This is a genomic window from Rhizobium sp. FKL33, from assembly GCF_005222915.1.
Lineage (GTDB): Bacteria > Pseudomonadota > Alphaproteobacteria > Rhizobiales > Rhizobiaceae > Rhizobium_E.
In genome coordinates this window covers 93,189-111,393 of sequence record NZ_STFX01000018.1, presented here as the reverse complement: position 1 = coordinate 111,393, position 18,205 = coordinate 93,189, and the positions used below count along the sequence as shown (strand labels likewise).

At 62.4% G+C, this 18,205-nt stretch carries 19 protein-coding genes and 2 pseudogenes; 17 read left to right on the top strand and 4 right to left on the bottom strand.

Translation table 11 applies throughout. From position 1 onward, the window contains the following. Positions 1–2: 2 nt before the first annotated feature. The 4 genes and pseudogenes from E8Q41_RS11100 to E8Q41_RS11090 form a co-directional block, all read left to right on the top strand. Entirely contained in the window at positions 3–1,103 is a 1,101-nt protein-coding gene (locus E8Q41_RS11100; protein ID WP_137155605.1) for a P1 family peptidase, read from the top strand. Between the two features lie 2 nt (positions 1,104–1,105). Continuing rightward, the gene (locus E8Q41_RS11095; protein WP_205910386.1) at positions 1,106–1,978 is read left to right on the top strand and encodes a carbon-nitrogen hydrolase family protein; all 873 of its coding nucleotides are present in this window, start codon (positions 1,106–1,108) and stop codon (positions 1,976–1,978) included. Positions 1,979–2,081: 103 nt separating this feature from the next. Continuing rightward, positions 2,082–2,264, top strand: a pseudogene (locus tag E8Q41_RS25855) (transglutaminase family protein); the annotation flags it as partial. Positions 2,265–2,350: 86 nt separating this feature from the next. Then, positions 2,351–2,906: pseudogene (locus tag E8Q41_RS11090) on the top strand (AI-2E family transporter); the annotation flags it as partial. A 386-nt stretch (positions 2,907–3,292) separates the two neighbouring features. Here the strand turns inward: E8Q41_RS11090 and E8Q41_RS11085 are convergent. Together E8Q41_RS11085 and E8Q41_RS25535 are read right to left on the bottom strand one after the other, a co-directional pair. Continuing rightward, on the bottom strand, positions 3,293–3,964 hold the full coding sequence (locus E8Q41_RS11085) for an NnrU family protein (protein ID WP_137155604.1): 672 nt from the start codon (positions 3,962–3,964) through the stop codon (positions 3,293–3,295). A 13-nt stretch (positions 3,965–3,977) separates the two neighbouring features. Beyond that, on the bottom strand, positions 3,978–4,133 hold the full coding sequence (locus tag E8Q41_RS25535) for a hypothetical protein (protein WP_170976445.1): 156 nt from the start codon (positions 4,131–4,133) through the stop codon (positions 3,978–3,980). Between the two features lie 116 nt (positions 4,134–4,249). On the opposite strand from E8Q41_RS25535, the gene E8Q41_RS11080 reads away from it, so the two are divergent. The 6 genes from E8Q41_RS11080 to E8Q41_RS11055 all read left to right on the top strand — a co-directional run bounded on the left by E8Q41_RS11080 (position 4,250) and on the right by E8Q41_RS11055 (position 9,840). After that, positions 4,250–4,795: a cytochrome c oxidase subunit 3 gene (locus E8Q41_RS11080; RefSeq protein ID WP_137155603.1), complete on the top strand. Its 546-nt coding sequence runs from the start codon at positions 4,250–4,252 to the stop codon at positions 4,793–4,795. Positions 4,796–4,799: 4 nt separating this feature from the next. After that, the gene (locus E8Q41_RS11075; RefSeq protein ID WP_137155602.1) at positions 4,800–5,084 is read left to right on the top strand and encodes a cytochrome C oxidase subunit IV family protein; all 285 of its coding nucleotides are present in this window, start codon (positions 4,800–4,802) and stop codon (positions 5,082–5,084) included. 163 nt (positions 5,085–5,247) lie between these two features. Beyond that, entirely contained in the window at positions 5,248–5,700 is a 453-nt protein-coding gene (locus E8Q41_RS11070; RefSeq protein ID WP_137155601.1) for a cytochrome c, read from the top strand. Between the two features lie 21 nt (positions 5,701–5,721). Next, the gene (locus tag E8Q41_RS11065) at positions 5,722–7,065 is read left to right on the top strand and encodes a cbb3-type cytochrome c oxidase subunit I (protein WP_137155600.1); all 1,344 of its coding nucleotides are present in this window, start codon (positions 5,722–5,724) and stop codon (positions 7,063–7,065) included. A 59-nt stretch (positions 7,066–7,124) separates the two neighbouring features. Beyond that, a complete protein-coding gene (locus E8Q41_RS11060) occupies positions 7,125–7,937 on the top strand; it encodes a CbbQ/NirQ/NorQ/GpvN family protein (protein WP_137155599.1) in 813 nt (270 codons plus the stop codon). Positions 7,938–7,944: 7 nt separating this feature from the next. Further along, entirely contained in the window at positions 7,945–9,840 is a 1,896-nt protein-coding gene (locus E8Q41_RS11055) for a VWA domain-containing protein (RefSeq protein ID WP_137155598.1), read from the top strand. Between the two features lie 82 nt (positions 9,841–9,922). On the opposite strand, the gene hemN is transcribed toward E8Q41_RS11055, so the two are convergent. Beyond that, positions 9,923–11,272 (bottom strand): oxygen-independent coproporphyrinogen III oxidase, encoded by a 1,350-nt coding sequence (gene hemN / locus E8Q41_RS11050; protein ID WP_137155597.1) that lies wholly within the window; start codon positions 11,270–11,272, stop codon positions 9,923–9,925. Between the two features lie 189 nt (positions 11,273–11,461). Here hemN and E8Q41_RS11045 point away from each other — a divergent pair, with 189 nt between their 5' ends. The 4 genes from E8Q41_RS11045 to E8Q41_RS11030 are packed head-to-tail and all read left to right on the top strand — an operon-like array spanning position 11,462 to position 13,889. Next, positions 11,462–11,731: a DUF2249 domain-containing protein gene (locus E8Q41_RS11045; protein ID WP_137155596.1), complete on the top strand. Its 270-nt coding sequence runs from the start codon at positions 11,462–11,464 to the stop codon at positions 11,729–11,731. A 9-nt stretch (positions 11,732–11,740) separates the two neighbouring features. After that, positions 11,741–13,087, top strand: coding sequence for a hypothetical protein (locus E8Q41_RS11040; protein ID WP_137155595.1), 1,347 nt, complete (start codon positions 11,741–11,743; stop codon positions 13,085–13,087). Positions 13,088–13,098: 11 nt separating this feature from the next. Beyond that, positions 13,099–13,611 carry a DUF2249 domain-containing protein gene (locus E8Q41_RS11035; RefSeq protein WP_137155594.1) on the top strand — a complete coding sequence of 171 codons (513 nt, stop codon included), beginning with the start codon at positions 13,099–13,101 and terminating at the stop codon, positions 13,609–13,611. Then, positions 13,608–13,889 (top strand): metal-sulfur cluster assembly factor, encoded by a 282-nt coding sequence (locus tag E8Q41_RS11030; protein WP_137155593.1) that lies wholly within the window; start codon positions 13,608–13,610, stop codon positions 13,887–13,889. Before E8Q41_RS11035 ends, E8Q41_RS11030 begins: the two co-directional genes overlap by 4 nt. Before the next feature lie 63 nt (positions 13,890–13,952). Here the strand turns inward: E8Q41_RS11030 and E8Q41_RS11025 are convergent, their stop codons facing one another. Next, complete coding sequence (locus E8Q41_RS11025) at positions 13,953–15,170, bottom strand: NnrS family protein (RefSeq protein ID WP_137155592.1); 1,218 nt, start codon at positions 15,168–15,170, stop codon at positions 13,953–13,955. 188 nt (positions 15,171–15,358) lie between these two features. On the opposite strand from E8Q41_RS11025, the gene nirK reads away from it, so the two are divergent. From nirK to E8Q41_RS11010, 3 genes are all read left to right on the top strand, one after another. After that, positions 15,359–16,492 (top strand): copper-containing nitrite reductase, encoded by a 1,134-nt coding sequence (gene nirK, locus E8Q41_RS11020; protein WP_137155591.1) that lies wholly within the window; start codon positions 15,359–15,361, stop codon positions 16,490–16,492. A 27-nt stretch (positions 16,493–16,519) separates the two neighbouring features. Next, positions 16,520–17,428 (top strand): formylglycine-generating enzyme family protein, encoded by a 909-nt coding sequence (locus tag E8Q41_RS11015; RefSeq protein WP_137155590.1) that lies wholly within the window; start codon positions 16,520–16,522, stop codon positions 17,426–17,428. A 70-nt stretch (positions 17,429–17,498) separates the two neighbouring features. Then, positions 17,499–18,194 (top strand): Crp/Fnr family transcriptional regulator, encoded by a 696-nt coding sequence (locus tag E8Q41_RS11010; protein WP_137155589.1) that lies wholly within the window; start codon positions 17,499–17,501, stop codon positions 18,192–18,194. The last annotated feature ends 11 nt before the right edge of the window (positions 18,195–18,205 follow it).

Sequence of the window (18,205 nt, the reverse complement as noted above, 5' to 3'; positions counted from 1 at the left end):
CCATGACCAAACCTCGCGCCCGCGCGCTTGGGCTGCCGTTTCCCGGCGCGCCCGGCCCTCACAACGCCATCACCGATGTGCCCGGCGTCATGGTCGGCTTCACGACATTGACGGACCCAGAAAAGAATATGCGCACCGGCGTCACCGCCATCCTCCCGCGCGCCGAAAAAGACAGTCCCAAACCCGTCTGGGCCGGCTTCCATACGCTCAACGGCAATGGGGAAATGACCGGCGTGCACTGGATCAACGATGCCGGCTATTTCGTCGGACCGGTCTGCATCACCAACACGCATGGCGTCGGCGCTGCGCATACCGGGGCGACGCGCTGGATGATCGACACCTACGCCAAGCATTTCCGTGAAGAGCATGCCTGGGCGATGCCGGTGGTCGCCGAAACCTATGACGGCTGCCTGAACAACATCAACGCGATGTTCGTCGAGCCCGAACACGCCGTCGCCGCCCTGAATGCGGCGCGTTCCGGCCCCGTCGCCGAAGGATCCGTTGGCGGCGGCAACGGAATGATCGCCTATGGGTTCAAGGGCGGAACGGGAACCTCGTCCCGGCAGGTCGTCATCGGAGGCCAGACCTACACGGTGGGCGTACTGGTGCAGGCCAATTTCGGCATCCGGCCCTGGCTGACGGTGCTGGGCGTGCCGGTCGGGCGCGAATTTCCCGAGGACTGGCCCCAGCAGAAGGAGCGGGGCTCCATCATCGTGGTCATCGCCACCGATGCGCCGCTATCAGACGCCATTCTCCGACAGCTCGCCAAGCGCGCCTCCATCGGCATCGGTCGGTCGGGCACGCCGGGGGGCAACGGATCGGGGGACATCTTCCTCGCCTTTTCCGTCGCCGACGACATGCCCAACTCCCTGCATGCCGGCCCGATCATCAGCCGCCGATCGCTGAATTGGGAAGAGCTGGACCCGCTCTATGAGGCGGCGGTCGAAGCCGTCGATGAAAGCGTGATCAACGCCATCGTCGCCGGCGAAGACGTTCCGACCTTCAAGCCCGCAGGCTATATCTGCCCGGCCATCGACATCGACCGTCTGTTGACGATCATGGCGGCGCATGGCCGGCTTGAACAGCCAAAACAGGGAGCCTGACGATGACCAGTCCCAGCCAACAGGACAATGCCCGCTTTCTGATGACCGGCGTGCAGATGCCGATATCCCTGACCGAGAATAACATTCCCGCCATGCGCGCCAAGGTGACGGAGGTCATGGCGCTCTTCCCCGGCACAGGCATGATCGTCTTTTCGGAGCTCGCGATGCATGGGCCGCTGGAGCAGCGCATCGCCGCCGAGCCCGAAAAGGATCTCGAAATCTTCCAGGATCTCGCCGCCCGCCACAAGGTCTGGATCGCGCCGGGCTCCATGTATGTCCGCCGGGAGGGGAAAGTGTACAACCACGCCGTCATCATCGACCCGGACGGTGCGATCGTGGGACGCTACGACAAGCTCTTTCCTTTTCGGCCATTCGAGTCGGGCGTCACCGGCGGCGCATCCGTCCTCGCATTCGACGTGCCTGGCGTCGGACGTTTCGGCCTCAGCATCTGCTACGATATCTGGTTTCCGGAAGTGATGCGGGCGCTCACCAGCATGGGCGTCGAGGTCCTGATCCATCCGACACTCACCGGCACCACGGATCGCGCCGCCGAAAATGCCATCGCCAGGGCGACGGCCGCCATGTTCCAATGCTATGTGGTCGACGTCAACGGCCTCGACGGCGGCGGCAACGGCCAGTCCCTCGTGGCCGATCCCTGCGGCAACGCCGTCTATCAGGCCGGCCAGGTGACGCAGATTTTTCCGGTCATGCTGGATCTGGGCCTCGTCCGCCAATCCCGACGCGAGGGCGCCAACGCTCTCGGACAGGTGCTCAAATCCTGGCGCGACCGAGAAACCGAATTCGATGTCTACACGCCCGGGCGAACGTCAGCCTATCTCGACAGCCTGGGGCCGCTTGTGCCGATGAAGCGATAAAGGGCTGACTGTCTCGGCGCGGCTTGCGAGATCACAGATGGAACGTCCTGATGTCTCGGCCGTTGCGCTCAAGGGGCCGTGAGCCGGACAGGAAATCGACATCATGAAAATACGCGCGGGATTCCGCATTGGCTATGAATGCCCGATCGAGACGCCGATGTTGCTTGTCCTGAAGGTTCATCCCTTACGGGAGAGGGATCTGTGCAGCGAACAGACGCTCGCCTTCGACCGCGTGGTTTCCCAGCGGGATTATCTCGACGATTACGGGAATGCCTGCACGCGCATATGCTGCGCCTCTAGACCATGCTGCCGACCTGCGTGGACACATGGTTGAATTCGCTGAAAATCAACGGTTTCGGCCAGCTATGGACCAAGCTGTCAACCGGCGCCATGGAAGCGGGACAGATCATCGCTGGCAGCGTCTTGAGCTTTGGGCATAACACTACGCCGGTCGATACCGCTCAGCGACGACTATACGCGGCAATTCGTCGACAAGTTCGCAGCTGTGGTGCGCGCCACCGTGCGCGGCAATGTCACCATCGCACTCGCCCAAGGCGTGATCGGCGGCGTCAGCTTCTGGGCCCTCGGCATCGAGGCGGCCCTGCTGTGGGGCGTGGTCATGACGTTCCTGTAGATGCTGCCGGCCGTCGGGGCCGCGATCGTCTGGGCGCCCGCTGCGCTCTGGCTCTTTCTCGCCGGCGCCTGGATCAAGGCCATCGTCATGGTGGCCATCGGCGTGCTGATCATCGGGCTGATCGACAACCTTTTGCGTCCGCCGCTCGTCGGACAGGGCACGAAGATGCCGGATTATGTCGTCCTCATCTCCACCGTAGGAGGGCTTTCGCTGTTCGGCCTCAGCGGCTTCGTCATCGGTCCGCTGATCGCCGCGCTCTTCATTTCAGCCTGGTCGCTGTTTGCCCAGCAGCAACTTCAGCGTCCCCCGCTGGCGGTCGAAGATCGACCTTTGGGAGTAACAACGCAGATTCTGACAAGCGACGGCGAACCGGCCGTTAGTGAAGACAGATTGACAACAGCGGAACGATGACGCGTTGTCTTTGCCTGACAGCCCGCAAAGCTATTTGTTCAAGGAATATGCGCCAGCAAAAATCATGTCGTTGCTCCTGGCCTTTTGGGCGTTTGTCGAAGTCCTGCAATCGGCAAGCGGCCAGACCGTAAATCAATTGCGCTTAGAACAAGGATGTACTTGCGCAGCGCGACAACATACAAAGCGAGGCCAAGCAGTTTGTCTGGCCTTTTTTCATGTCTGCAGGTGCGTCTTGAAGCGCTCGGTTTTCGTTTTTTCCAGACGTCTTCTCAACTTGTAGCCAGAGTCACAGGGTCGACGCCGAACACCAACAGATGGCCGCCGTCTATGAGCGCTGCGGCAAGGAGCGTCGTGACGCCGAGCGCGAGCCATGCCGGCCAGTCCCATCTGACCGCGAGGGGACTGCAGACGAAAAATGAGGTTCCGTCCGCCATAGAATTCCAGCGCGCGCCGAGGCGTTTTCGGCTGCGGCGTTCCTGCATGGCCACACCGCCCAGGGAAAACAGCGCGAAACCGCCGAACAGCAGCAGCGACCGCAGATCGCCATTCGGTGCGATATGGCCGATAGCCCAGACGAAGAAACCCCAGAGCACCGGATGGCGGGTGAAGCGGACGATCGCGCCGACCTTGTCCGTTTGCCGTCTCAACGTAACGGAGAAAGGATTTTGGCTGATCAGTCCGGCGGTGACCAGAAAAAGGCCGACCGGAGCCAGCAGGAAGGTGATCCAGGCTTGCCAGGGCGTGGGCTCCCAAAGCTCGATATAATCCGTCTGCAGCGCCTCGTAGAACAGCCAGCCGAGAACCAGCGTCGAGACGACCGAATAGGCGATGAGGTAGGCCCTGCGCCCCATTTTTTCGATCAGCCGACCGCGCAGGGCAGGGATCGCCGGGACCGAATGCAGCGCGATGAAGACGGAGAACGCGATGAGAAGGCGGATCATGGCGGCCTCAACCCTATTGCTGAAAGAACAGCACGCCCGCGATCACGACAGACGCCATCACCGCGACCGTCGTGCTGTAGCGCTGCAGCACGCCCATTCTGTAAAGCGCGATTGAAAATCCGATGATCACAGGCGTCGCCACCATAAGTCCCGTCTGCGCATCCGTCATGGTCAAATCTCCGTTTCTCGTTCTATCCGCCGTTGAAGCCGCCTGCTCTTTGTCAAAGAGCAAAGAAGAGAAAATTTCGCCGCGCTACCCCGGATCGACGAAACGGAGAGACGGCGATGGCGGCGATCATAGACAGCACTGCATTGGAAGACGAAGGCGGAGACCTCATTCTTTGGATTTTGGTATGGAGCGAGCTTGCGGCCTTCGGCGTGTTGCTTGGCGGTTTCCTGGTGATGTCGTTTCTGCATCCGGAGGATTTCGGCGTCGCCAAGCTCCATCTCGACACGCGGCTCGCCAGTCTCAACACGCTGGTCTTGCTTGCAAGCGGCTGGCGGGCGGCGGCGGCGGTGCGGGCCAACACCGAACTGGGTCGCAAGATCGGTCTGTGGTCGGCGGCCTTTCTCGGCCTCGTCTTCGCCGCGATCAAGGCTTGGGAATATCGGGGCGATCTGCATTTCGCAGGCGAAGCGAGCTTCAACGCTTTCTTCGAACTCTATTTCCTGATCACCGGCTTCCATCTCGCCCATGTCGTCGTTCTGAGCTTGATCATGTTGCTGGTGGCGCGGCGGCCGCAGCCGGGCAATATCGCCCTTGTCGCCACGCTCTGGCACGCGGTCGATCTCGTCTGGCTCGTCATTTTTCCCATCGTCTATCTCGGGTGATTTCATGCGCAATATGCAAACGCGCTGGCTGTTCGGCTGCGCCATCTGGCTTTTCCTTATCGCCATCGCCGCCTCGCTGATCGTCTCGCAGTGGAAACACGAGACGTTGCCGCTCTGGGCGCTCGCCGCCGTGATCGGGCTGACGATCATCAAGGCGCGGATCGTCATTCTCGATTTCATGGGACTGCGCGGGGAGAGGCCGCGACTGGCTGCGGCGCTGATCGCCTGGCCCGCGCTGTTCACGGCGCTCGCGGCCGCCAAAGCCGCCATTCCCTTTTTCCTGAGCTGACGCGGAGGCCCTTCGGGGCCTCTCATTTTTGGCGTCAGATTTGTTTGCCTTTCGACAAAGAAGGCGCGCGTCTCTTCCGGCATCCCTAAACTCAGAGGTTGGCGCGCCGGCCTCCGCATCATCCGATCCCGCGCCTTGTCCGCGGGAAGCGAGAGGGACAGACATGTCGGACTATTTGACCAAAACAGGAGCGCGGAACGTCTTCTACGGCGGCTCGGCCTTCTTCTTCGCCATCTTCATCGGGCTGACCGCGCACAGCCACTACTACATGCGCACCACCTCGACAGACGAAAGCACGCTCACCTCTGCGGTCGAGCGGGGCAAGCGGGTCTGGGAGAAGAACGCCTGCATCAACTGCCACACACTGCTCGGCGAAGGCGCCTATTTCGCCCCCGAACTCGGCAATGTCTGGACCCGCATGGGCGGCGACGATGATGTTGAGACAACGCGCGAGACCTTCAAGGCCTGGATGGCTGCCCAGCCTTCGGGCATCGAGGGTCGTCGTCAGATGCCGCAGTTCCATCTCAACGATCAGGAACTCAACGATCTCTCCGAATTCCTGCGCTGGACCAGCAAGATCAAAACCCAGAAATGGCCGCCCAACGAGGCCGGTTGAGAGACGGGAAGGAGCATCATCATGAAATATCAGACCCAGAAGGTCGCCATGCTGTATTTCTACGGCGCGCTCGGCCTCTTCTTCGCCCAGATCCTGTTCGGCGTGCTCGCCGGAACGATCTATGTCCTGCCCAACACGCTGTCGGAGCTCCTGCCGTTCAACATCGTGCGCATGATCCACACCAATGCGCTGATCGTCTGGCTGTTGATGGGCTTCATGGGTTCCACCTATTTCCTGCTGCCTGAAGAGGCGGAGACGGAGCTTTACAGCACCCGCATCGCGGTGGCGCAGTTCTGGTTGTTCCTTGTCGCGGCCGCGGTCGCCGTCGTAGGCTATCTCTTCCACATTCATGAGGGCCGTGAATTCCTCGAACAGCCCTTCGCCATCAAGGTCGGCATCGTCGTCGTCGCGCTGATGTTCCTGTTCAACGTCACGCTGACGGTGCTCAAAGGCCGCAAGACAGTGGTCACCAATATCCTGATTTTCGGGCTCTGGGGCGTGGCGGTCTTCTTCCTGTTCGCCTTCTTCAATCCCGCCAATCTCGCGCTCGACAAGATGTATTGGTGGTTCGTCGTCCATCTCTGGGTGGAGGGCGTGTGGGAGCTGATCATGGCCTCCGTCCTGGCCTTCCTGATGATCAAGCTCAATGGCATCGACCGCGAAGTGGTGGAGAAGTGGCTCTATGTGATCGTCGGGCTCGCGCTGTTCTCGGGCATTCTCGGCACCGGCCATCATTTCTACTGGATCGGCGCGCCCGGTTACTGGCAGTGGATCGGTTCGATCTTCTCGACGCTCGAAGTCGCGCCCTTCTTCACCATGGTCGTCTTCACCTTCGTGATGACCTGGAAGGCCGGGCGCAAGCATCCCAACCGCGCCGCCATTCTCTGGTCGCTCGGCTGCTCGGTCATGGCCTTTTTCGGCGCCGGCGTCTGGGGCTTCCTGCACACGCTGTCCTCGGTCAACTATTACACCCACGGCACACAGGTCACCGCCGCGCATGGTCATCTCGCCTTCTTCGGCTCTTATGTGATGCTCAACCTCGCGATGATGGCCTATGCGGTGCCGGAACTCAGGGGACGCGCGCCCTATAATCAGATGCTGTCGATGATCAGCTTCTGGATCATGTGCTCGGCCATGTCGGTGATGACCTTCGCGCTCACCTTCGCCGGCGTGCTGCAGGTGCATCTGCAGCGGGTTCTCGGCGAAAGCTACATGGATGTGCAGGACCAACTGGCGCTCTTTTACTGGATCCGGCTTGGCTCGGGTGTCTTCGTGCTGATCTCGGCCGTCATGTTCCTCTGGGCTTTGTTCGTGCCGGGCCGCGAACGCGAGACCCGCGCGGCAAGCCTGCAGGCGGCTGAATGATCTCCCTTCGGTTTCGCCTCGGGCGGGGCCGTCTTCTTTCCCCTTCTCGGAGTGACGTCATGAATATGCTCTCCACCGCGCGCGAACGCGCAGCCATCGATATTCCACCCTACATCCCGAGCGGCCGCGAATGCGAACTCTTCGAAGCCGCCTGGACCCGTCAATTGCCGCTGCTCCTCAAGGGACCGACCGGCTGCGGCAAGACCCGGTTCGTGAGCCATATGGCGGCGCGGCTGGGACTTCCACTCTCCACCGTGTCCTGCCACGACGATCTCGCCGCCGCCGATCTGACCGGCCGTTATCTGCTCAAGGGCGGCGATACAGTCTGGGTCGACGGGCCCCTGACCCGCGCCGTGCGCGACGGCGGGATCTGCTATCTCGACGAGATCGTCGAAGCGCGCAAGGATGTCGCCGTGGTGCTGCATCCCTTGACCGACGACCGCCGCATTCTGCCGCTCGAACGGACCGGCGAAACGCTCGCCGCGCCAGCGGGCTTTATGCTGGTCGTGTCCTACAATCCCGGCTACCAGACCATGCTGAAGGCGTTGAAACCCTCGACCAAGCAGCGTTTTGTGTCGATTGAGTTCGACTTCCTGCCCAAGAAGCAGGAGATCGCCGTCGTCGCGATCGAAAGCGGGCTAGACGAAGCCCGTGTTGCGCCCCTGGTGGAGCTGGCGAGCAGGCTGCGCAAGTTGAAGGGCGCAGACATCGAGGAGGGGGTGTCGACCCGGCTGCTCGTCTATTGCGCCGCCCTCATCGACAGCGGCATGGACCGGAAGGATGCGATCCGCGCCGCCATCATCGAGCCCCTGAGCGACGACGCCGACGTCAAGGCCGCACTGACCGAAGTCGCCGCCGCCATCATCGCCTGAGGCCGCCATGTTCGAATTCCTGGAACTCGAGGAGAGCGTCGGCAAGGCCTGGCACCGACTGGTCGGATCCACCTCCAGCATGCCGCGCTATCCGCAGGCCGCCATAAGCTTCGATGACGTCAAGCCGGTGCTGGCGACCTGCTTTCGCGGCTTCGGCGGCGATATCGCCGCCCAGCTCGGCCCCGCCCATGCAAGAGCCAGCGGCCATCGGCTGCGGCTTCGGCAATTGGTGGGGTTGGGAGAGGAAAAGACTGCTCCCGCGGCGCGCGATCGCGGCGCTGTGCAGCTACCGCCCGTGATCGACCTGTTCCCTGAAGCAGTGCTCAATCGCGACCTCTATATCTGGCTCGCGGCCTATATGGCGCAGATGGAGCTGACCTCCACCGATGCGGAAGACGCGCTCAACGCGGATGTCGCCGCGCTGGACGCGGCCAAGCGCGCGACGCGGCGGACGCTACAGGCCTTTCCGGGACTGGCGTCGCGTTATGCCGCGCTCTGCCGCGGCGTGCTTGCTGGTCGCCGGCGCGGCGCGCTTCCGCCGGTGGAGCAATTGGTGGAGAACGAGGCGCTCGCCATGCTCAAGGCCGGCGCCGGTCTGCCGATCGATTGTCCGCCGTCGATCTTTCCACGCAGCGCGCCGGCAGGCTACCAGCCCCTGATGCCCATCCCGCTCTGGCCGCGCTACGAGCCGCGCGCCGAAGTTCCGAAGGGCGTCGAGGCCGAGGATGATGCGGCGACCACCGGTGACGGACTGGGCTCCGCCGGCCGCTACCGCGCCGATCGCGAAACAGAGCGCGGCGCCAGCGACCGCTCGCCCTTCATCCTCAACCGTTTCGAGAAGATCCTGGCGATGGCGGAGATGGTCAATGTCGACCGTCCCACCGACGACAATGACGAGGCCGATCGCGAGGCCGCGCGGGACCTTGATGAAATCACGCTGGGCCGGCGCAAGGAACGGCCGTCCTCGAAATTCCGCTTCGATCTCGACCTGCCGCCCGAAGCGGTCGATCCCTCGGCTATCGAGGCGGAGATCAGCTATCCAGAGTGGAACTACCGGACCGGCGCCTATATGCCCGCTTACTGCCGCGTCGTCACCACTGTTCCGGGCGAGGCGGAGGCGAGTCTGACGTCCACCGAGGAGACGCGCGCACATATCCGCAAGGTGCGGCGGCAGTTCGAATTGTTGCGGCCTAAAAATGAGGCGCTCAAGGCGCAGCTTGATGGGGAGGAACTCGATCTCGACGCGCTGGTGCGCCGGCAGACGGACCTAGTCGCAGGCGGCGAGGGCAGCGACCGCATTCATCTTCTGTCGCGGCCGCAAGGCCAGGATCTGGCTGTGAGTATTCTCGTTGATGTGTCTCTCTCCACTGATGCCTGGCATGACGATCATCGCGTGCTGGACGTCGAGAAAGAAGCGCTCGCCGTGCTGACCCATGGCTTGTCGGCCTGCGGGGTCAACCATTCCGTCCTGACCTTCACCTCGCGGCGGCGCGCCTGGGTGCGGATCGAAACGGTGAAGGCCTTCGGCGAGCCGATGAGTGACCGGATCGAGCGCCGCATCGCAGGTCTCAAGCCCGGCTATTACACCCGTATGGGCGCGGCGATCCGGCATGCGGCGGCGGAACTGTCAAAGCAAGCCAACCGCCGCAAGCTGCTGCTGGTGCTGACAGACGGCAAGCCCAACGACATCGATCATTATGAAGGCCGTTTCGCGCTGGAGGACTCGCGCAAGGCGGTGGCGGAGGCGCGCCGAAGCGGCGCGGCCGTCTTCGCCGTCACTGTCGATAAAGAGGCGCAATCCTATCTGCCCGTCATGTTCGGCCGTCACGGTTTCACCGTCGTGGGCGATATCGGCAAACTGCCCAGGGCGCTGCCCGCGATCTATCGCGGCCTGACCCGCTGACCGACAAGACGACTAAAAAAAGACCCGGCGGAGCTGGTCTCGGCCGGGTCTTTTTATGCGCGTGGGTAATGTTCTTGCTGCTTTACGCCGCTTTGCTGAAGGTGCGCCCGAGATCATTGAGATAGGCGTCGAAGGCGGCCGCCACGGCGCGGATCAGAAACCGCCTGGACGGATCGACCCGAACGACGCCATCGGCAATCGTTGCGATCCCATCCTCGGCGAGAGAATGCAGCGCGGCATTGCCGCGCAACAGCATATCGCGCTCAAAACCGTGAGAGGCGGAGATTGATGCGACATCAGCAGCGAAATCGCACATCAGCCGCTCGATCACATGCGCCCGCAGCCGGTCTTCGGCGGTGAGACGATAGCCTTTCGCCGTGGGAAGACGACCGGCCACGACTTCGCGGGCATAGACGCCCGGCGGCGTTGCGTTTTGCACATATCCCTCGGCGAGCCGACCGATGGATGAAGCGCCGAAGCCGATCAGAGCGTCGCAGCTGTCCGTCGTATAACCCTGGAAATTGCGGCGCAGCAGGCCGGCGTCGGCTGCTTTCGCCAAATCGTCTTCGGGGAGGGCGAAATGGTCGAGGCCGATGCGACGATAGCCGCCGGCTTCGAGCGTCTCGGCGATGGCTTCGGCCTGTTGATGGCGGGCGGCGGCGTCGGGGAGCGCAGCTTCATCGATGAGACGCTGGTGTTTCTTGAAGCTCGGCACATGCGCATAGCCGAACACGGCGAGTCGTTCTGGCCGCATCGCCACGCAGGCGCGGGCGGTTTCCTCGCAGGAGCGGATGGCCTGGTGCGGCAGGCCATAGATCAGGTCGAAATTGATGCTTCCGATTCCATTTGCCCTCAAACCCTCGGTCGCCAGCGCCGTTTCCTCCTCCGACTGAATGCGGTTGATGGCTTTCTGGACGCGGGGGTCGAAGCTCTGCACGCCCAGGCTCGCACGGGTGACGCCGGCTTCCCCTAAAGCTTGCGTCATCTCTGGGGTTAGCCGGCGCGGATCGATCTCCACCGACACATTGGCGCGGCTGTGAACGCCAAAGCTGCCGCGCAACCGCGCCATCAGGCCGAGAAATTCTTCGGGCTTGATGATGGTGGGCGTGCCGCCGCCGAAATGGATCTCGCGGACATCGAGATCGCCCTCTGTCAGCCGGGAGACCATGTCGATTTCCCGCGTCAGAGCATCGAGATAATCGACGATCGGCTGGTCGCGCTCGGTGATCGTGGTGTGGCAGCCGCAATACCAGCACATCGACCGACAGAAAGGGATGTGCAGATAGAGCGATGTCTGGCCTCCCCTCGCGCCCTTCAGCCATTCGGCATAGTCCGCCGGACCGATCGTATCGGCGAATTTGGGCGCCGTGGGATAGCTGGTGTAGCGCGGCAGGCGCGCTTCTCCATAACGGGCGATGACGGCGTCGGACATGGCGTTTCCTCTGATTTTGCTGTCCGAGGCGTAAGCGTTTCGCGCCGTCCCTTCTTTGCCCCAGCGCAAGCCGGCCTGACGAAATGCAAGCAGTTTGTTCCGGAACAAGGTGCGCAAGGCGGCGTCCGTCTATCCAATGCTTGCCGGGCGAAAGACCCGGCGCGACAGCAACATTGAACCGGAGACGATATGTCGAGCGCCATTCCAGAAATCGATGTGCGGGTGATCCCGCCCAGCCAACGCCATCCCTCCATCTTCGGCATGCTCGCCCAGCTCGAACCGGGCCGGGCGATGCAGGTGACCAGCGACCACGATCCGCGGCCGCTGCATCACCAGATCATGACCCGCTTTCCCGACGAATTCGGCTGGGATTATGTCGAGCGGGGTCCCGACGTCTGGAAAGTGCTGATCACCCGCGCCGAAGGCGGCGGCTGCGACTGCTGCTGCGGCGGTCACTGAGGACCGATCATGCCGGGAGCTCCCTTGTCACGCTGGACCATGAGCTATTTCGCCGTCGCTCTCGCCTGCCTGTTGTCAGGGCTTGCGCTGATGGGATTCGGCTTCGGCTTTCCGTCCGCCGATGCGGGGGCTCCGGACACGCTTGTTCTTGTGCATCTCATCGCGATCGGCTGGCTGGGATTGCTGTTTCTGGGCGCGCTCCTGCAATTTGCGCCAGTGTTGGCGGCCGCCTCGCCGCGATTGCCCGGGATTGCCGCGCCTGCGCTCGTAGCGCTTTCTTTCGGGCTGCTTCTGCTGCTTTTGGGTTTTCTGTCCCTTGGCGGTCGGCTCGAATTCGACATTGTCGTTCTACCGATCGGCGGCATTCTGCTCCTCATCGGATTTGGCGTCCATGTTCTGTCGATCGCGGCCACGCTAATGGCGCGAAAGCAGCATGATCCGCCGGGGTTTTTGGTGCTGCTCGGCCTCTTGGCGCTTGCCGTCACGGCCGGCCTCGGCCTCGCATTTTCCTGTCTACTCGCCGGCGTGGTCATGCCCGATTGGGCGGGCGATCTTCTTGCCCATGGCCTTCCCGCTCACGCTTTTTCGGGCCTTGTGGGCTGGATGACGCTCACCGCCATCGGTGTGAGCTACCGTCTGTTTTCTATGTTCATGCTGGCCCCGGAAAAGAGCCGCTTCGGACGCTGGCTCGGGGTTGCGGCTTTTACCGGTCTTATATCACTTTGGGCGGGGGCGATGACGGCTTGGGTTCTCCCGGAGTTTCGCGACGTCGCATTTTGGCCCGCCAGCGCCTTCTTCGCGCTCTCAATTGTCTGCTATCTGGCCGATCTCGTCGCCATGTTTCTCGCCCGCCGCCGCAAGGCGCTGGAGCTCAACACGTCTGCAGGCCTGGTCTCCGTGCTGCATCTGCCGACCGGTCTCGTGCTTATCTTTCTGTCGCAAACCGTTGCGGCGTCTGGGCCGCTTCTCGAAACCGGCGTCTATTGTCTGGCCATGGGTTGGCTTTCCGGCCTCGGCCTCGCGCAACTCTACAAGATCGTGCCGTTTCTCACCTGGCTCGAAGCCTATGGGCCGGTGATGGGCCGCAGCGCCGTGCCGCGCGTGCAGGATCTGGTCCGGGAGCCGAAGGCGCGGATGTACTTTGCGCTGTATCATGTCGCGGTCATCGCCGGCGGTCTATGCCTGCTCTTGGGGCTCGATTTCTGGTTCCGGCTCGCCGCCTGGGCGCAGTTTGCGACGGTGGCGGGGCTTGGGCTGGAATTCATCCGCGCCCGGCGCCTGAGCTACGCGCCCGAGCGCCTGCGGCTTCCCTCGGGCGCTGTGCGCCCGCAACTCGTCACCGCCAATCCGAATTGAAGGAGATCATCATGGCCGTGGAGTACAAGGACCTCGATGTGAGGCCGATCCTCAAGGCGGGCGTTGAGCCCTTCGCCGAGATCATGGCAAGCGTCAATGCGCTCGGTCCCGATCAGGGGCTGAGGCTGATCGCGCCGTTCAAGCCTCAGCCGCTATTTTCGGTGATGGCGCGCAAGGGCTTCCGTCACGAAGTGGTCGAATTGGAGGATGGCGATTTCGAAGTGCGCTTTCTGCCGGAAACCATCGCCGTGCGCGTTTCTGATGACGCCGAAGGCGCGGACGCCTGGCCGGATGCCCTCATCGAGCTCGATCTCACCGATCTCGATCCACCGCAGCCGATGCTGCGCATTCTTCAGACGCTGGAAACGTTGCCGTCGGGGGCCGTGCTGTTTGCGGCCCTCGGCCGCGAGCCAATCTTGCTTTATCCCGAACTGGTCAAGCGCGGCCATCAGTGGGTCGGCAACTACGACAAGACCGGCGAGACCTTCCGCGTGATGATCCGGCGTGGGGAGACGGCGACATGACCGCCGATCTCGTTCCTCAAATAGCCGCAGCGCTCGCCGAGGTCATCGATCCAGAACTCGGCCTGAGCGTCATCGACATAGGCTTGATCTATCGAGCCGAAGCTATGCCGAAGGGCGGCCTTCGCATCGTCATGACCACGACGACGCGCGGCTGCCCCGCCGCGGGTCTTCTGGTCGAAGCGGTTCGGGAGAGGGCGCTGGCGTCGGGTCTGGCCGCTTCCGTCGAGGTGGAGCTGACCTATGATCCGCCCTGGACGCCGGACCGCATGCGCGCCTGATCCCGCACAAACGAAAAGCCGGGAGGAACCAGATCGGTTCCTCCCGGCTTTTTTCGTCTCCCATCAATCGCCGATCGACTGCCGGCGGCGGTTGACCAGCATCGGGCCATATTCCCATAGATAGAGGCCGAAACCGCCGACCCACAGCATCCCCGCTGCCGCATAGATCAGCGACAGTTGATCCGGGAACAGGCCGGCGAGCGGGCGAATGAAGGCGCAGACGAAGAGGGCGGCATAGCTCAGGCAGGTCATGCGTGAGGCGGTCAGCGCCCGGCCGGTATGGCCGCGGGTGGCGCGCGTCATCACCGCCAGCATCATCGTCGCCACGCTGCCCACCGTCAGGACATGCAGGCTCGATACGGGGTCGAGAACGTCGAAAGCAGTGGCGGCGATGGCAAGAAAACCGAGCGGAATGAAGGCGTAAGCAAGATGCAGCACGCTCACCAGCGGCTCCCGGCCGGTCGTCCAGCCCTTCCAGCGAATGAGCCTCGCCGCGTGGAGCGCCGCTGCCGCGAGCGCCGCCGCGCCGGTGATCCTCTCGTCCGGCAGCATGATCCAGAGCGCCAGAGCCGGCAGCGAGGCGAGGATTGCCGTCGCGTCGTACCGATTATGGGGCGTGGGGAAACTTGTCTTGCCCGCCTTGGCGAGCCAGTTGCGGGTGAAGCTCGGCAGCATGCGGCCGCCCACCACGATGATCATCATCAGATAGGCGGAGACCCCCAGCCTTCCGGCATGAACAGGACCACCCTCGGCAATGACTTCATAGTGAAAGCAGAGATTGGCGAGCGCCAAGGCTCCGAGCCCGGCCATGACCTTGAGATCCGCCCATTTGCGGCCGGCGATGATCTCGCGAACGCAGACGACGGTCATAACCGGCAAGAAGGCCGCTTCGATCATTGCTGATGGGACCACTCCGAGCGTATCCGGAAACAAGAGGGCAAGCCGGCCCGCCGCCCAGAGAAGAAACAGCAGCATCAATGGCGGCCCGGAAATCGGCAATCTGCCCGTCCAGTTCGGCGTGGCGGTCAGCAGAAAGCCTGCGACAATGGCGGAACCGAAGCCGAACAGCATTTCATGCCCGTGCCACGCGCGCGCGCCATAGCCGCCGCCTATCCCGATGTCTGTGGAAAGAGACGCGATCCAGAGGATCATGCTTACGCATGCCCAACTTGCGCCGCCGAGGAAGAACGGCCTGAAACCGTAAGAAAACAGTATTGGGCCGAACCTCGACAAGCCACGGGGATCCTGTCTTTTGTCAATTGCTTCCTGTGATAACGTCATGGCGGTCTCCTGATTGTTTTGGAGACAGTAAAGACGGCGGCGATCATGCTCTTTGCGAAAACACAAGTCCGGAGAAGGTTGATAAATCCTTGAGATATTGTGCTGGCGCAAAGAGAGGGGAGGGCTGATCGGTTAGGTTCTTCTTCGACAGGGCGGCAAAACCTCCGTCCACATCAAGGAGATGTCCGATGAGCAATGAGTTCCAGATCACAAGACGCTCGATCCTCGCAGGCGCCGCTTTCGCAGGCGCCATGGCGCCGCTCGTGGCCGCCAGCGTCGCCCAGGCCAACGACAAGCTCGCGGCGAAGCCGGCTCCGGCCGACCTCTCGACCCTCGAACGGGTAAAGCTCGAACTGGTCAAGCCTCCTTTCGTCCATGCCCATAGCCAGAAGGCTGAAGGCGCTCCGAAAATCTATGAGGTGACGCTGACCATCCAGGAAAAGAAGATCGTCGTCGACGACGAAGGCACGGAAGTCCATGCGATGACCTTTGACGGCTCTGTGCCCGGTCCGATGATCGTCGTTCATCAGGACGATTATGTCGAACTGACGCTGGTCAACCCGGAAACCAATGAATTGCAACACAATATCGATTTCCATTCGGCCACCGGCGCGTTGGGCGGCGGCGCGCTCACGATCGTCAATCCCGGTGAAAAGGCCGTGATGCGCTTCAAGGCCACTAAGGCGGGCGTGTTCGTCTATCACTGCGCCCCTCCCGGAATGGTGCCCTGGCATGTCACCTCGGGCATGAATGGCGCGATCATGGTGCTGCCGCGTGATGGGCTCAAGGATCACAAAGGCCATGATCTCGTTTACGACCGCGTCTATTATGTCGGCGAGCAGGATTTCTACGTGCCGCGTGACGAGACAGGCGCCTACAAGAAATATGAAAGCCACGGCGACGCCTATGCCGACACGCTTGAAGTGATGAAGACGCTCACTCCCAGCCATATCGTGTTCAACGGCGCGGTCGGCGCGTTGACCGGCGAAAATGCGCTCAAGGCCAAGGTCGGCGAAAACGTGCTGATCCTGCATTCGCAAGCCAACCGCGACACCCGCCCGCATCTGATCGGCGGTCATGGCGATTATGTCTGGGCGACCGGCAAATTCGCCAATCCGCCGGAACTCGACCAGGAGACCTGGTTCATTCCCGGCGGCGCGGCAGGGGCGGCTTTCTACACGTTCCAACAACCCGGCATCTACGCCTATGTGAACCACAATCTGATCGAGGCTTTCGAGAAGGGCGCAGCCGCCCATTTCAAGGTTGAGGGCGAGTGGAACAACGACCTGATGACGGCAATCGTGTCGCCGAACAGCCACTAACCGGGCGGAGCAACCGAGGAGATCGCCATGACGGGCCAGACTTTCATCACCAAGACCGTCTCGCTCTTCTCGGTCGCCGCGCCGGCTGCGCTTCTCCTCGCCTTCTCGCTCGGCGTCGCCCATCAACTGGGCGTCGGAAATGGGAAGGCGAGCGTCAATCCAGCGATTGCGCCGGTGACGGTGACTATTCCCGACCACGCTTTCCGTTATCGCGCCGACGGCGAATTTTATCGAAATGGATTTGCCGTCGATCCGCCGATGGTGTCGAAGGACGGTCTCGGTCCGATCGCTGTTATGAAATATCAGGTTTCGGAGGTCGACTATCGTCGTTGCGTCCAGGCCCAAGCCTGCCCCGCCACTGCAATAGCCGATCATCATGGCGAAGTTTTCCCTGTGACAGGCGTCAGCTTCGATGACGCCAGCGCCTATGCCCGCTGGCTGAGCCGAGAAACTGGCGAGGTCTGGCGGCTGCCGAGCCATGAGGAGATCGCCTATGCGGCGGGCGACCGCTTTCCCGACGATGCGCTCGGCGTCGATGAAGATAGCGACAATCCTGCTCTGCGTTGGCTGGCGGATTACGATCGCGAGACTGCACGCAAGGCGGCCAGCGATCCCAAGCCGCGCGAGCGCGGCCACTACGGCGAAAACCTCTATGGTCTCGCCGATTTCGCAGGCAATGTCTGGGAATGGACCACCACCTGTCATCGCCGCGTCGATCTCGCGGGTGATTGGACTGCGTCGGCCGTATCGAGTTGCGGCGTCTATGTCACGGTTGGGCAACATCGGTCGCCGATGAGCGCCTTCGTGCGCGATCCCAAAACTGGCGGCTGCTCGGTCGGCGCGCCGCCCGCCAATCTCGGTTTCCGGCTGATCCGAGACGATCGCTGGTACGCCAAGGCCTTGATGCGGTTGAGGGAGCGCGGGCTTATTTCGTGACGATTTGCTCTATGTCAATTGCGGAGGGTCTCCATCGGTTATCGTCGCGCCAAAGACCGGGGAGAATTCCGTGAAGATCGACAGAACCGTCCTGCGCCGTTTTTCCATGTTCGAACGCATGCCGGACGGGGATCTCGACGCGCTGATCGCGCAAGCCGTTCCCAAGCGCGCGGATGCCGGCGAAGCCTTCTTCGAACAGGGCGCGCCGGCGACGCACTTTTATCTGCTGATCAATGGCCGGCTGAAGGTGACGCAGGTCACGCAGGACGGGCAGCAGATCATCGTACGGGTTGTTCATCCTGGCGATCTTTTCGGCTTTGCGCGAGCGTTGCGGCGCAACGATTATCCCGGCACCGCGCTGACGATGACGGAGAGCCTCGCTATGTCCTGGCCGACCGAGGCCTGGCCGCAATTCATCGACCGAAGCCCGCATCTGGCGGTCAGCGCGCTCAACACCATCGGCCAGCGGCTTGAAGAAGCCCATACCCGCATTCGGGAAATGTCCACCGAAGAGGTGGAGCGCCGGGTCGCCCATACGGTCCTGCGGCTCAGCCAGCAGGCGGGCAAGCCGGCCGAAAACGGCGTGCGCATCGATTTCCCGATCACCCGCCAGGACATCGCCGAGATGACCGGCACCACGCTCCACACTGTTTCGCGCATTCTCAGCGCCTGGGAATCCAAGGGGCTTGTCGAGGGCGGAAGGCAGAAACTTCTGGTGCGCGACGTCAAGGGGCTGCAGGCCCTCGCCGACGCCTCAAATCGCTAAGTCTGTCTTTC